Origin of the sequence: Mesorhizobium argentiipisi (SeqCode) (assembly GCF_037179585.1) — a bacterium.
In the GTDB taxonomy this organism is placed as follows: Bacteria; Pseudomonadota; Alphaproteobacteria; order Rhizobiales; family Rhizobiaceae; genus Mesorhizobium; species Mesorhizobium argentiipisi.
In genome coordinates this window covers 112,819-127,155 of the sequence record NZ_JAPYKO010000018.1, presented here as the reverse complement: position 1 = coordinate 127,155, position 14,337 = coordinate 112,819, and the positions used below count along the sequence as shown (strand labels likewise).

The 14,337-nt window shown below is 62.2% G+C and carries 11 protein-coding genes; 4 read left to right on the top strand and 7 right to left on the bottom strand.

Annotation, left to right across the window (positions count from 1 at the left end; genetic code table 11):
- The 3 genes from O7A05_RS23195 to O7A05_RS23185 form a co-directional block, all read right to left on the bottom strand.
- On the bottom strand, positions 1–586 hold a 586-nt coding region (locus tag O7A05_RS23195; protein ID WP_463151528.1), incomplete at its 3' end, for a transposase.
- Positions 587–825: 239 nt separating this feature from the next.
- Positions 826–2,799, bottom strand: a complete 1,974-nt coding sequence (locus O7A05_RS23190; protein WP_337095266.1) for a TadE/TadG family type IV pilus assembly protein — start codon at positions 2,797–2,799, stop codon at positions 826–828.
- Positions 2,800–2,992: 193 nt separating this feature from the next.
- Positions 2,993–4,906 (bottom strand): pilus assembly protein, encoded by a 1,914-nt coding sequence (locus O7A05_RS23185; RefSeq protein WP_337095265.1) that lies wholly within the window; start codon positions 4,904–4,906, stop codon positions 2,993–2,995.
- A 279-nt stretch (positions 4,907–5,185) separates the two neighbouring features.
- Between O7A05_RS23185 and O7A05_RS23180 the strand changes: the two genes are divergently transcribed.
- Together O7A05_RS23180 and O7A05_RS23175 are read left to right on the top strand one after the other, a co-directional pair.
- Positions 5,186–6,046 (top strand): TIGR01459 family HAD-type hydrolase, encoded by an 861-nt coding sequence (locus O7A05_RS23180; protein WP_337095264.1) that lies wholly within the window; start codon positions 5,186–5,188, stop codon positions 6,044–6,046.
- Between the two features lie 32 nt (positions 6,047–6,078).
- Positions 6,079–7,062, top strand: coding sequence for a bifunctional riboflavin kinase/FAD synthetase (locus O7A05_RS23175; protein WP_337095263.1), 984 nt, complete (start codon positions 6,079–6,081; stop codon positions 7,060–7,062).
- A gap of 15 nt (positions 7,063–7,077) precedes the next feature.
- Here the strand turns inward: O7A05_RS23175 and O7A05_RS23170 are convergent, their stop codons facing one another.
- The 4 genes from O7A05_RS23170 to O7A05_RS23155 all read right to left on the bottom strand — a co-directional run bounded on the left by O7A05_RS23170 (position 7,078) and on the right by O7A05_RS23155 (position 11,147).
- Complete coding sequence (locus tag O7A05_RS23170; protein WP_224714201.1) at positions 7,078–7,632, bottom strand: HdeD family acid-resistance protein; 555 nt, start codon at positions 7,630–7,632, stop codon at positions 7,078–7,080.
- Between the two features lie 124 nt (positions 7,633–7,756).
- Positions 7,757–9,178, bottom strand: coding sequence for a glycosyltransferase family 4 protein (locus O7A05_RS23165; RefSeq protein ID WP_337095262.1), 1,422 nt, complete (start codon positions 9,176–9,178; stop codon positions 7,757–7,759).
- Positions 9,179–9,191: 13 nt separating this feature from the next.
- Positions 9,192–10,157, bottom strand: coding sequence for a glycosyltransferase (locus O7A05_RS23160; protein WP_337095261.1), 966 nt, complete (start codon positions 10,155–10,157; stop codon positions 9,192–9,194).
- A gap of 96 nt (positions 10,158–10,253) precedes the next feature.
- Positions 10,254–11,147: a hypothetical protein gene (locus O7A05_RS23155; protein ID WP_337095260.1), complete on the bottom strand. Its 894-nt coding sequence runs from the start codon at positions 11,145–11,147 to the stop codon at positions 10,254–10,256.
- A 270-nt stretch (positions 11,148–11,417) separates the two neighbouring features.
- Here O7A05_RS23155 and O7A05_RS23150 point away from each other — a divergent pair, with 270 nt between their 5' ends.
- Both O7A05_RS23150 and O7A05_RS23145 read left to right on the top strand, forming a co-directional pair.
- Entirely contained in the window at positions 11,418–12,533 is a 1,116-nt protein-coding gene (locus O7A05_RS23150) for a glycosyltransferase family 4 protein (RefSeq protein WP_337095259.1), read from the top strand.
- A 249-nt stretch (positions 12,534–12,782) separates the two neighbouring features.
- Positions 12,783–14,333, top strand: coding sequence for an acid phosphatase (locus O7A05_RS23145; RefSeq protein ID WP_415927044.1), 1,551 nt, complete (start codon positions 12,783–12,785; stop codon positions 14,331–14,333).
- Positions 14,334–14,337 lie beyond the last annotated feature (4 nt).

Sequence of the window (14,337 nt, the reverse complement as noted above, 5' to 3'; positions counted from 1 at the left end):
CAACGTCGCCGCCTTGCGCCATCACCTTTGCGATCCGCTCGGCCTGCAGATAGACGCGGTCGCCGATGCGGATCTCGCCCGCCACCACCGGCACGCGGTCGATCAGCTCGGCCTCGCTCTGGTCGGTGATCTCGAGGAAATCGAACCGCTCGCGCTCAAGCTCGAAGGCGCAGTGCACGCGCCAAAGGCCATTGTTCTTCTTCTCATGCGCACCGGCCTTGGCAACCGCCGTCGCATCGAGGATGCGGATCAGCCGGCCTTTGGCCAAGCCTGCCTCCTCCTCGCGCTTCAAAAGATGCCCGATCAACTGCTGCAGCCATGGCCCTGCATTGCGCAGCCGGCCGAGCAAGGCCACGTCCGAAATGTCGGCAATGCCGCTTGCCGCCGCCCAGGCCACGACGCCCCGCATCCCTACCTTGCCAAGGCAGTAAGCCAGCGTCAGGCGCAACAGGTCGCTCGCCGACCTGATGCCGCGTGGGCGCAGGAACGCCTTCGTCTCGCGCGCACTTCCTGCGATCAACTCTTCGCCGCCGAGAAGCTTAACTGTCTCGGCCCAGCCATCATCAACAAGCGATTCGTGTGTCATCCCCAGCGTAGAATCACAACCGATTCCGCGCCGCAATACCCTATCTTAGCGCCTATGCCCTTGCGGGGGAGATGCCTGGCAAGGCAGAGGGGGGTGCTGTCCCGCCGGCGTCAACAATTTCATACAGTCTAAGCAGTGGCCGATTTGACAAGGGCCGGCGTTCCTTCACATCCCCCCTGGCCTGCCAGGCATCTCCGCCGCAAGGGGGAAAATTGGCAGCTTCAGCGCTGGCGCCCCCGCTACCCAACCACGCGCAAGTTCGACAGCTCGTTGGCAATCTCCTTGAAATTATCCGACAGCGTGGCCCCAGTGGCGTTCCAGAACAGCTTGGCCGGTTTGCTGGGATCGGTCGGATCCTTGCGGAAGCGGGAATCGGAAGAGCAGGCCTTCAGCGCGGCCATCGCCTTCTGGTCGCTTGAACTGGTAGACGACATGTCCAGCGCCACCGTCATCACCATGATGTTGGCCGCCTTGGCGTTGTCGCACAGCTTCGCCATCTGCTCGTTCATCGCCGCGGTGTAGTTGCTCGAGGAATAGTTGAACTGGCCGATGGCGCTCGACGTGCCGCCGAACAGGCGGGTGACCGAGGTGCCATTATAGCCGACGCCGGTATAGCCGTAGGCGGCATAGGTCGACTTGTTGCCGGCCGGATCGGAATTGACCGTCGAATAGGTGTTCTCGCCGTCGGTGAGAACGATGACGACCTTGTCGTTGCCGCGCTCCGTTTCCGGCCGCCCCTCGGTGAAGGGCGGGGCGCTCGACACGGTGCGCCAGCCCCAGGCCATGCCTTCGGGCACATTGGTGTTGCCGTTGGGCTGCATCAGGTCGATCGCCGCCTTGATGGCCGCGAGCCCATCCGTTTGGGTGACGTCGGTGAGCGGCGTGATCGGGGTGGTGGTGCAGCTGTAATTCGGCCCGGCGCCCTTCGCCAGCACAGGCGCATCGATCGGCCGGGGCATGAAATACTTGGGCATGTTGGATTGCCGCGTCTTGCCGGTGGTGCTTGACGGATCGTCGTTCCACCAGCTGTTGACGGCGCCATAGGTGATCGGGTTCGGTTCGTCCGGGTCCTGCGTCACCTTCCAGTGGTTGCCCGGTTCGTCGGGCGCGAACATCGGCACGAACATGGTCGCCGGATCACCGACCCCGATGCCCGTGTTGTTGGGCCCGCCGGAGGCCGGCGTGTCGTCGACATTGTAGGGATAGGGCCGCACTTCCACGCAACCCTGCCAACTGGCGAACGGGCCGTAGGTGTCGTTGTAGTTATATTCGTCGTGGCTATCCGAGCAGGTATGATTGGAACGGTACTTGTCGCAGACGACGCGCTTGCTGCCGGCGATGCGTTCGTGGCTGGTGACGACCTTCATATCCCGATAAAGCTCGAAACGGGTCAGTATCTGCCCTTCCTCTGCGCCCCAGCCGGTACCCTTTTTATACCAGATACCATTGATTTTCTGAGCGTATTTGGTGGGAGCATTCAGCGTCGACCAATCGAAATTCTCATTGGCGATTGGCGACAGCCCGTAGGTGTCCATCCAGGAGGCGTTGTCGTTGTTCGGCCCCACATTGACCGAAGCAGCGAACGGCACGAGGCTGAATTGGACCGGCTTGTCGATCTGCTTGATCTGCGCTGCCTGCTGGGCCAGCGTGTCGACGAGCTGCTTGGCCGCCTGCTTGAGCAGGTCGATGCGCTTCTGTCCCGTGCCTGTGCCGGGCGTTGTCATCGAGCCCGAATTGTCGAGCACCATCGCCACTTCCAGCGTGTTCTTCAGCCGCACCTGGGAGTCCATGGCAAGGTTGATCGATTTGTTCGCATCGACTGTGGATGCGCCGACGAGCAGCGAGGAGGACGGGTAGAAGTAAGGGTGGTAGTTCAGCGTCGCGCTCATCGTGAGCAGACCGCCGCCGGCCTGGCTGGTCGGCAGAGTGATGTTGAGCGAGATGTTGGCAGGGTCGATGTTGTTGAGGTTGGCGTTGAAGAAGTCGACTGCGTAGGCTCTGATCTGGTCGTCCGTGGCGCCTTCGGCAAGCCGCCGCGCGGCGGCGAAATTGGCGGCGTCGAGCGCGTTCAGCACCATCTGCTTCTGGCGGTTGAGCTCGCTGAAATCGACGGCCATCGCCACCGCCCCCATCAGCGGCACCATGGCGATCGCTGTCATGAGCGCGTAGTTGCCGCGGCGGTCACGGCAGAATTGATGCCAGAATTTGCGCATTGTACTTGCCCCCTCCGCCGGCGGATTTCTGTCAGGTCACACTTCCACAAAGCGCTGAAGGCGCGGTTTGGCTAGCGGGTTGATTGCTTAACGGCGACTCCACCAACCGCTAGCCAAATCATTGCCGGCCACATGCTGCGCGATGGAAACGCGCGCCTCGCGGCCGGGCGTGGTCGATCGTCTGTCGTGCCGTTCAGCTGACGATGCGCAAGTTCGATAGCTCGTTGCCGATCTCCCGGAAGTCTTTCGACAGCGAGTCGCCGGTCGAATTCCAGAACAGTTTCTTCGGCGTCTTGCCGGTCGGGTCGGCTGGATCCTTAGCATAGCGCGAATCCGACGAGCAGGTCTTCAGCGTGGCCATCTGCGCCGCTTCGGCGGTGTTGCTGGAATCGAGGTCGAGCGCGATGGTCATGACGATGATGTTGGCGGCCTTGGCGTTGTTGCAGAGTGTTGCAAACTGCTGGCTCATCGCCGCGGTGTAGTTCGCCTCCGTGTAGGTCGTCTTGCCAACATTTGCATCGGTGTTCATATACATCCGGGTGATGCCGGTGCCATTGTAAGCGACTCCCGTATAGCCATAAGCGGAATAGCTTGACCTGTTCAGGGGATAGTCGTTGGCGCGGAAGAAGCCGGGCGTGTAATAGGTGTTGGCGCCATCGGTAAGCACGATCAAGACCTTGTCGTTGCCTTTTTCCGTTTCGGGTCGACCCCCGGTAAAGGGAGCCGTGCTGGAAAGGGTTCTCCAGCCCCAGGCCATACCTTCGGGCACATTGGTGGCGCCGACCGCCACCATGGCGTCGATGGCGTTTTTGACAGTGGTCAAGCCCGTAGCGTTGGAGACGTCCGTGAGCGGGGTGATCGCTGTTGTGGTGCAGCTATAGTTCGGTCCGCCGTCGATTGGCGCAGGCAAGGGAGCTTTGTTGAGAGGGGCCGGGGCGAAGTACTTCGCCATGTTCTTCTGCCGGGCCAATTGTGTGACCTGGCTGGTGGAGGTGGTCGCATCGTTGTCATCCCACCAGCTGTTGACCATGCCGAACGTTTTTACCGAACCGTTTGAAAGCGTCCATTTGTTGCCAGGCTCGTCCGGTGCGAACATCGGCACGAACATCGTGGCCGGTGTTGCAGACGTGGCGGGGGCATCATTGACGTTGTAAGGATAAGGTCGCGCCTCGACGCAGCCTCCCCAACTCGCGACTTTGCCATAGACGGGTGTCGTGCAGTTCCCACTTGAATCCCTTGAATTGCATGCGGTCACGCGCGTCATCTGATCGAACAGTGAAAAGCGCGTCAACGGCAGATCTTGCTGTGCGCCCCAGAGCGAACCGCGCGCATACCAAGCGCCGCCGCCGACCTGCTCCGCCCACCTGTTGGCGTTGAGCGCCTTGGTCATGGTAGCCCAGTTGAAATTCTCATGCTGGATGGGTGAAATGCCAGACGGATCAAGCCATGCTGCGCCTTGGTTGGCGGGGCCTACATTGACCGAGGCAGCGAACGGCACGAGGCTGAACTGCACGGGATTGGCGATCTGCCTCATCATCTGCGCCTGGCTGGCGAGTTGGTCGACCAGTTGCTTGGCGGCAGCCTTCAGCAGGTCGAATCTCACCTTGTTTGTGTTTTTGCCGAGTTCCGTCATCGAGCCCGAATTGTCGAGCACCAGCGACACTTCCAGTGTGTTTTTGAGGCGGATCTCGGACTTGGCCGAGAAGTTGATGTTCGTCTGGCCGGGTGTTCCGCCGAGCAGCGCGACCGCGGCCGGCAGGAAGTAGGGCTGGTACTTCAGGGCGGCCTCGAGCACCAGCGTGCCGCCGCCCGCATTGTTGTTCGGCAGGGTTACCGTCAGCGTCGTGTTGGCCGGAAGGACGTGCCTGAGATTGGCCTCGAAGAAGGTTTTGGCGTAGGCCTTGGCTTCGGTGTCGCTGGCGCCGGCGACGATCTGCTGTGCCGTCGCGATGCCGGCGGCATCGAGCGCATTCAGCGTCTCCTGCCGCTCCCGCACCAGTTCGGTATAGTCGACCGCCAACGCCACGCCGCCCAGCAGTGGTATCATGGTGATGGCCGTCATTAAGGCGTAGTTTCCCCGCCTGTCGCGAAAAAAATCGCGGATCATTGTGCTTACCCCCGCCAAGGACCCATATTGGATACGACCATGGTCGCAGTTGATCTCATACCATGGTCATCAATCGTTAAATTTCAGCTTGCGCGAAACAATCAACCACGCGTCACCTTTTTGACGGCGCGTTAACCGTGTGCTCGCGTGCTTGGGGCATCGACTCGGGGTAGCGACGGGGAAAGCTCGTGACAGGATGAAATGCTTCCGTTATGCGGGACCGGCCGCGGCGGACCCGGCTGTCGCGGCCTTGCCAGGTATCGAAATCAGGGACACAGCATGGCGGATTCGCCTGACATTATCGCTACGCTCGACGATCTTGCGGGGCGCTACGCCGCCATCCTGTGCGACGTATGGGGCGTCGTGCACAACGGCGAATGGCATTTTCCGGCCGCCGCCGCGGCGCTTGCAAGGGTGCGCGCGGCCAATGTGCCGGTCGTGCTCATCACCAATTCGCCGCGTCGCAGCGCCGACGTCGTCGCCCAGATGAAGGTGATCGGCGTGCCTGCCGACGCCTTTGACCGGGTCGTTACCTCGGGTGATGTGACTCGCGACCTGATCGCCGATGGCCCGAGGAAGATCTTCCATATCGGTCCTGAGCGAGATTTCACGCTCTATGACGGACTTGATATCGACATTGTCGAGGAATTCGAGGCCTCTGGCATCGTCTGCACGGGCCTCTATGACGACGAGGTCGAGAAACCCGCCGACTATGCCGTGCTGCTGCAGCGGCTGCGTGCCCGCAATCTGCCGTTCATTTGCGCCAATCCGGATATACTGGTGGAGCGCGGCGAGCGCACCATCTGGTGCGCCGGCGCGCTTGCGCGAGATTATGCGCAACTGGGCGGCCGCACGTTGATTGCCGGCAAGCCGTTCGCGCCGATTTACGATGTCGCCATTAAGGAAGTCGCCGGCCTTCTCGGCCGCGCCGTCGAGCGCAGCGAGGTTCTCGCCATCGGCGACGGCATGATGACCGACGTCAAGGGCGCGGCCGACAACGGCTTCGACGTGCTCTATGTCTCCGGCGGCATCCACGCTCGCGACTATGGCGATCCGCTGCGGCCCGATCCGGAAAGGCTGGCGGGCTTCCTTGAAAAGCACGGCTATCGGCCGGTCGCCGTCATTGCGCGTCTGCAATAGGTTGGTGGTCTGGCCATGACGGACGCCTCGACATGAAGCAAGCCTTCGAACATCTTTCGGCGGTCTCGCCGCTGCCCGCGCATCTGCGCGGCGGCGTCGTGGCGATCGGTAATTTCGACGGTGTCCATCGCGGCCACCAGTCCGTCCTGGAGCGCGCGCTGAGCGAAGCCCGCCGCAACGACGTGCCCGCCCTGGTGCTCACCTTCGAGCCGCATCCGCGCAAGGTGTTCCGGCCACAGGTGCCGCTCTTCGTGCTGACGCCGCCGCCGATGAAGGCGCGGCTGCTCGCCGGACTTGGCTTTGCCGCTTTGGTCGAGCAGCCGTTCACGCGCGATTTTGCCTCGCTCTCGCCCGAGGCTTTCGTGACCGATGTGCTTGAGAAGAACCTCGGCATCCGCCACGCCGTCACCGGTTTCGACTTTCATTTCGGCAAGGACCGCCAGGGCGGCCCGGCCTTTCTGATGGCGGCCGGAGAACGGCACGGCTTCGGCGTGACGCTGGTTGACGCCTTCCGCGACGAAGGCGCGGAGGTGGTTTCGTCGAGCCGCATCCGGGACCTACTCGCCGAGGGCAAGGTCGAGGAGGCCGCCGGCCTGCTCGGCTATCGTTTCACCGTCGAGGCAGACGTGATCGGCGGCCAGCGGGTTGGTCGAACCCTCGGCTTCCCGACCGCCAATATGCGGCTTTCGCCGGAAGCGGCCTTGAAGGAAGGGATTTATGCCGTCCGCTTCCGTCGCGCCGATGGCACGCTTCATGACGGCGTCGCCAGCTTCGGCCGGCGGCCCACCGTCGATGACAATGGCGCGCCGCTGCTCGAAACATACGTCTTCGATTTTTCCGGCGATCTCTATGGCCAGACCTGCCAGGTCTCGTTCTTCGGCTTCCTGCGGCCGGAGCTCAAATTCGACGGTTTCGACGCGCTGGTGGCGCAGATGAAAAACGACGAGGCGGAGGCAAGGGCGCTGCTCAAGGGCGTGCGCCCGCTCTCGCAACTGGACGCCGAAATCGCTTTCTAGGTCGTCCTGTTGTTTCTATCGCTTCAAGGCGAGCCCGATGGCGATGAAGCTCCAGCCCTGGAACACCAGGTCGATCGCCAGGAATAGGCCCAGCACCCAGAGGCTGTTCACCGGCCAGCCCATGGCGATCATCAGGCCAAGCAAAATGGTGATGATGCCGGCCGCGAGCAGCCATCCCCAGCCTTGATGCGGCCGGTGACTGAAGGCCACCCAGGACCGCAGAAGCCCCGAAGCGACGAGGGCGATGGCCAATAGCAGCGTCAGCACCGCCGAGGCGAGCAACGGGTTGTCGAAGGCGAAAAAGCCGGCGACGGCGTAGAGCAGCCCGCTCAGCAGCCAGTAGAAGAAACGTCCCCAGGTCTTGACCCCGAAGGCGTGGATGATCTCGATGATGCCGGCCATCAGCATCAGCCAGCCGACGACATAGACCGACGCGACGGTAGCGATGAACAGATTGCCGAAGGCGATGCCACCGAAGATCAGCAGCAACACGCCGAGCGCCACGAACCATCCCCATTTGTCCCGCGTCTGGCCGATCGCGTCCCTGAGTGCATCGCTTGGCAGAGTCATGGTTTCATCTCCCTCGAAATTCACCACCGGTTGTGCGGCGAGAGGAAGCTAAACCCAATGGTATTGTCCGTCCAGCAACACGGGCCGAACCGTGGACGGGCCGGCCGTCCCGACCGCAAGGCGGTCATTCTCGCGGCGGCCGGGCTTCGTCCGCGAATGGCGCAAGCGTCGCCTCCAGCGTCTCCCGGCCGGCCTGCTCCCAGCTTCGCGCCACGAATTCTGCGGCCTTCGCCTCGTACGGAGCACGGGCCGCGGGCGAGATGATCCACCCCCGCATGGCGTTTTCCCATCCTTCGACGTCGAGCGGATCAAGGCAGAGTCCCGATGACCCGACGACTTCGGCGATGGCTCCGCCCGTCGAGGCGATCAGCGCCTTTCCGTAGGCCAGCGCCTCGACGGGCGGCAGCCCATATCCTTCATAGAGCGAGGGGTACACGCAGAACGCGCTGTTGCGGTAAAGAAGGGACAATGTTGCGTCGTCGACATTGTCGAGATGGACAAGGCTCCCGCCGTAATCGGGATGGCTGTGAAGCTTCGCCAGGACCCCATCGACCATCCAGCCGCTGCGGCCGACGAAAACCAGCTTCATGCCGCTGCGCGCGACCGTTCCGTCAAGGACGAGGCGCCGCCAGACATCCATGAGCAGCGAATGGTTCTTGCGCGGTTCGATGGTGGAAACGAAGAGAACATAGCGATCCGTCTCGAGCCCGTCCGGCAGGCGGCCGTCCGCCTTCGACTTGCGAGCACTGTCGCAACCCAGAGGAACAAGTCTCAGCTCCGGCAGGTGGATGGCGAGCTTGGCGGCATATTCCTCGACATCGGTGGTGACGCGCCTCGAAGTCAGGATGAAGCGGTCTGCCAGCCTGACCGCCAGCTTCACATAGTCCGTGAATCTCTTGACGTCGTGCGGCTTGTACCATTCGGGAAACTGGATCGGAATGATGTCGTTCAAGAGCACGATCAGCTTTGCGCCGGCGAAGCGCGCCTCGCGAGAAATGGCCGCGACATCGGTATGCGCCCAGTCGCTGTTCATCAGGAGCAGATGGTCGCCGGGCGAAAGATGGTATTTGTCGCCGGCCACCGTCCGGAGCGGGACGATCCGGGTGCGCGAACCGTCCTCGCGAGCGACTTGCCGCCGCTCGTTTTGCTTCATCAGCCGGTTTTCGATCCGCTCAAGGAAACGAAGAAAAGGGCTGCCGGGATTGCGCCGGCCGAACGCGCCGATTTCCGTTATCAGGACACGGCGCGGTTTTATGACCGCCATCAGCAATCGCCGGGCCCAGTTCGGCCAGCGATCGTAAAACCGCATCTTGATGCGCGCCGGGTCGGGATAGAAACTCATGTCGCACGAGATGTCGCCGGCGATGATTTCTGCCGCCATCCGCGGCGAAACTTGCCTGAGGACCCGCTCGATCGGGTCGAACACGGTGAACGCCACGTCGGCGGCCTTGAACGCGGCCGCGGTGTAGTGCCGCTGCACGCGGACCAGGCCGACCGGAGGGCCGAGCCAACGCGCCATGCTCGTGAGATCGACGACAAGCCGCATCAGCCGGGCCGCATCAGTTCGGCCGCATCTTTGCAGGGCGCGCGATCATCCTGCGCCAGGCCAGTCGAGGTCCGAGCGCGAGCGCGCTGAAAGAGGGAGCGCCGACAGCCGCGAGGAACAGCAGCTTGCACGTGACGGCCATGGGTATGCCCGCGGTTCGCAACAGCAACTCGATGTCGCGTCTTTCCAGGTTGGAGACGCCGACCCCCGTGGCGGCGCGCGATGCCAGAAAACCTGCAATGGCCTGCGCGGGCTGGCCGTTCGCGTCGAACGGCTCGGCGCGATAGCGACGCAACAGCGCCGACTGCCTGGCCAGTGCCGCGGCCGCCTTTTGCTGGTCCTGCTTCACGCGCGATATTTGTCCCGGATGCGATCTCAGCTTCACCAGCGGCACTTCCATATTGGCCAGTTTTCCCGTCTCGGAAAGCCGCAGCCATAGATCGTAGTCTTCGGCATAGGTGAACGCGCGACGGTAGCCTCCCGCGCGCCGGACCGCCTCGGTCCGGAACATCACCGTCGGATGAAGCATGGGATTATACCTGGCAAGCGCGTCCCGCAACGGGTCGTTGCCGGCGGGGACGTCGATCGGTCTCAGCAGCTTTCCGTCCCGGTCGATCTGCAATCCCGCCGTACCGAGCAACTGCAAATCGGGATCGGCCTCGAAACACGCCACCTGCAGGCGCAACCTGTCGGGCAGTGAGACGTCGTCGCAATCCATGCGCGCCACAAGGGAGGCCTGCGCGAGTGAAATCCCCATGTTCAGCGCATCGACGATCCCCTTGCCGTGGTTGGCGACAACCTTCACGCGGCCATCACGGTCGCTGATCGACGTCGCGATCGCGGCGCTGTCATCGCAAGATCCATCGTCGACGACGATGACCTCAATATCCGCCAGATCCTGCTCCAGGATGCTTTGCAGGGCCTCACCGACATATTGTGCGCCGTCTCGCACCGGAATGATCACGCTTACTGTCGGCAATAGAATGGTCCTTGCGATAACCGGCCGGGTTCGGATGGCCGTTGAATTGCCGGATGTCGGCAGCCCGATCTCAAAATTCCAATTCCAAAGTTCCTGTCAATTTCTTTGTCTGGCCGATCTGGCCGAGACCTCAAGGGCGGGGGCGAGCAGCCGCAGGACCGCTTCACGCTTTTTCGCCTTCAACGACCGGTTGCCGTCGAGGCCGACTTCATGAAGCCAGCTACCCCGCCATTCGCAATAGGCCTGTCTGAACTCAATCCCCGGCAGGGCGGCGAATGCGGTTATCGGCCGTTGCGGCACCGTATTCGGGTCCGCATCCCGATAGAGCACCTCCCAATTGGCCCCGCCGGTGTCGAGGCCGGCGAACCAGTCGAGTCCGAAATCGAGAGGCTCGCGGCCGACGGCGTCGAATCGAAAGAAACAATAGCCGGCCCACAAATACCATCGCGCGCCTGCCCAGCGCAGATCGCCGTAAAAAGCCGTGGCTTCAAGAGGTTCGAAGGGGTCGCATGGCCGCGTCGGGAAAAGATCCTGGTCCAGGAATCCGAACGCGGCCGGTGCGGCAGGCTTCAGGACATTGTGCCACATCCAGTTGAGCGCCGCGCCGTGCGAGCGGCTCGGGTTTTTCACAGTCCACGGATTGGCTGGCAGCCTGACATAGGCGGCGCCATGGTCCGCGCAAACCCGCCTGTTCTCGTCTGCGGAAGCATCGCTGATGCTGTTGTCGGCGACTATGTGGAGATCGCGGCGAACAAGTTCTCCCGTCAGTCGCAATTGCAGCTCCAGGCACTGGGCATCGCCGAAGGCGACGGTCAGCAGGACATGGCGGCCCCGGGCGGCGGCACGGATATCACGGATATCGCCACCCTTGGCCGGTTGACGCACAAAGCTCCGGTCGATTCTCTGGTAACGGGCAGTCTTGAGGGCATGCAGCAGCGGCTGCAGCCTCAGCCATTGCCGCCAGTCATATTCGCGCAGGGCCTTCGGCACGGCTATCGCGGCTTTCCGTAGGAGCCCGCTTGGCAACCGCGAGCGCTCCGTGGAATTTTCATGAGCGCGCTCCAGCTGGGTCCTTTCGGGTAAAGCTTGAACGCGAAAGCATCCAAGTCTCTTGATAACCAGCTATATACAGCATATTCGTCATTTCAACACGACCAACATTTGAGCGCCCGGCCGTGTTTGTTTGAATGGGGAAGTCTGGGGCGCACCCGGAGTCTCTCTCCGTCGATCTTGGGGTAAGGCGGCGCTCCGGAAAATGTAATGAGAATCTGTTGTGCAATCTCTGCCCTCTTTATGAACGGGGGTCTGCAGAGAGATTGTCTGAATATCAGTGACCGACTGGTGGAGCGCGGCCATAGCGTGACGATCCTGACGACGCGCCAGGTCGGTCATGTCGAGAGTTCGGCGACCATAAAAGTCCATGCGGCACGGGTTCTCTCCAACCCCGGCACCGAATATGCGCTGGGAAGGACCGTGTTAGCGGCCAGGCGCGACTTCGACTGCGTGGTCGGTTTCAACAAGATGGCCGGCCTGGATATCTACTATGCCGGCGACCCGCCTTATTTTGCGTCGAAGCTCGGATGGTGGCGGCCGTTTTCCCCCCGCTTCATGCGCCAGCAGAACCTCGAATCGATGATCTTTGCCCCCGGCAACGCCGCGCAGATCATTGCGCTCAGTGAACAGCAGGCAGCGCTTTACCGCGGCTTCTGGCGAACCGAGGAATCGCGCGTTCACGTCGTCGGGCCGACGCTCGATCCGAAACGCCGCAGGCCGGACCTGCTGACTGTCGACCGCAATGAGATCCGCGATCGTTTCGGGCTTTCCCGCGAGGCGGTCATCGCCTTGACCATCGCCAATCGATTGAAGGTGAAGGGTCTCGACCGGGCGGTAAAGGCCCTTCAGCCGTTTCCGGATATCCATTGGCTGATTGCCGGCCTTCGAAAGAACAGCGAGGAAGAGACGCGGCTTCGTGGCCTGATTGCCAAATCCGGCATGTCGGAACGGGTTACGCTCCTGGGCATCCAGGAAGATATCCCGGCGATCGTGGTTGTGAGCGATTTCATGCTCCACGCGGCTCGCCTGGAAAATACCGGGACGGTGATCCTCGAGGCGCTCGCGAATGGCCTGCCGGTCGTCGCCTCGGACGCTTGCGGGTATGCAAAATACGTCGAGGCCAGCGGGGCGGGACTGGTCGTGGCCAATCGCGACGATCCCGAAATATGGCAGCAGGCAATCCGGAAAGCCGGCGATCCGGCGACCCGTGCGCAATGGCGCGAGGCGGCCATTGCCTATGGCGCGTCAAACCCGCTTACCGGCGGACTGGAAACGGCCTGCGACCTGATAGAGACGTCGCGCCGGAACCGGCGCGCCGCGTAGCATGAAATCTACACTGGCGGTTACCGTTTGCCAAAGGCCATGCCGCTGAAGAGCATCATCACCTAAAGACGATCGCCGCCGGCCGATCCGTCCGACATGGCCGCGCCGTGGTCGGACTTCTCTCCACATGTGGCCAGCGCATCCTGTCGTTGGGAAGGTATCCCCAAATGGCACCACGATCCTCGCTGCTATTGCAAAGATACGCTGAAGCTGGTGTCATCCCATTTTGCACGACTGTGAGGTACGGTGATGACGCGCTCCTCTGGGATTGCCCTGTTTTCCTCAACTTTCGTTCTGTGCGCTGCCGCTTCAGCGTCCGCTTCCGCAGCCCAGCCCGGCGATCCCCCGGACGGCATGTCAAAAATAGAAACGGTGGTTGTCATCTTCGCGGAGAACCGCGCCTTCGACAATCTTTACGGCCATTTTCCCGGTGCCGATGGCATCGACAAGGCAAGCAAGGAAAGTCTTGAGCAGCGTGACCGTGACGGTTCGGTGCTCTCCGAGCTTCCGCCGGTATGGGACGGGCTGACTGCCAAGGGCGTCACGCCGCCGGTGACGCAGGCGATGACCGAGCACCTTCCGAACGCGCCGTTCACTGTGAACGACGCGAAAGGTTTCAATGTGCCGCTCAACGCCACAACGCACGATCTCTGGCATCGCTATTACCAGAACCAGATGCAGATCAACGGCGGCAAGAATGACATGTTCGTCGCATGGGGCGATTCAGGCGCCATGCCGATGAGCAATTGGGACACTTCCAAGGGGGATATGTGGGCCGTTGCGCAGAAGTACGTCCTGGCCGACCATTTCTTCATGGGTGGCTTCGGCGGCTCTTTTTTCAACCATCAGTGGCTGATCTGCGCCTGCGCGCCTTACTACGCGGATGCCGACAAGAACCCGGCCAAGCCCTCGATCGCGGTGACGGATGACAGCGGCACGGCGCTGAAGGTCGCCGACAATTCACCGAAATCGGCGCGCGACGGCATCCCGAAATTCGTCTCCGATGGCAATCTGACGCCGGATTTCTACGCGGTGAACACGATGCAGCCGCCTTACCAGCCGAGCGGCAACGATCCGGCGCCGGGCGGCGATCCGCGCCTGGCGGATCCGGCCAAGCCGACGACCCTGCCACCGCAGACCGAGCCGACCATCGGCGACATGCTGAGCCTCAAGCACGTCAGCTGGGCCTGGTATTCGGGTGCCTGGCAGTACACGCTTGAACACGGCAACCATACGCCGATCCCGAATTTTCAGTACCACCACCAGCCGTTCAACTATTACGCCAGCTTCGCGCCGGGCACCGAAGCCAGGCGCGAACATCTGCGCGATGCCGGACTGGGCGGCGTGAGCTTCATCCAGGCGATCGACGATGGCGTCCTGCCGCAGGTTTCTTTCTACAAGCCTCAGGGCAATCTCAACGAGCATTCCGGCTATGCCGACATCCAGGCCGGCGACCGCCATATCGCCGATGTCATCGCGCATCTGGAGAGGAGCCCGCAATGGCCGCATATGCTGGTCGTCGTCACCTATGACGAGAATGGCGGCATCTGGGATCACGTCGCGCCGCCCAAGGGCGATCGCTGGGGTCCGGGCACGCGCATCCCGGCAATCATCGTTTCGCCCTTCGCCAAACACGACTATGTCGATCATACGCCCTATGACACGACCTCGATCCTTCGCCTCATTACCGAGCGCTTCGAACTGCCCGTGCTGCACGGCATAGTGGTTCGCGACCGAGCCGTTGCCGCGCATGGCGAGCCACCGCTCGGCGACCTTACCGGCGGGCTCGACCTGAATTGATGGC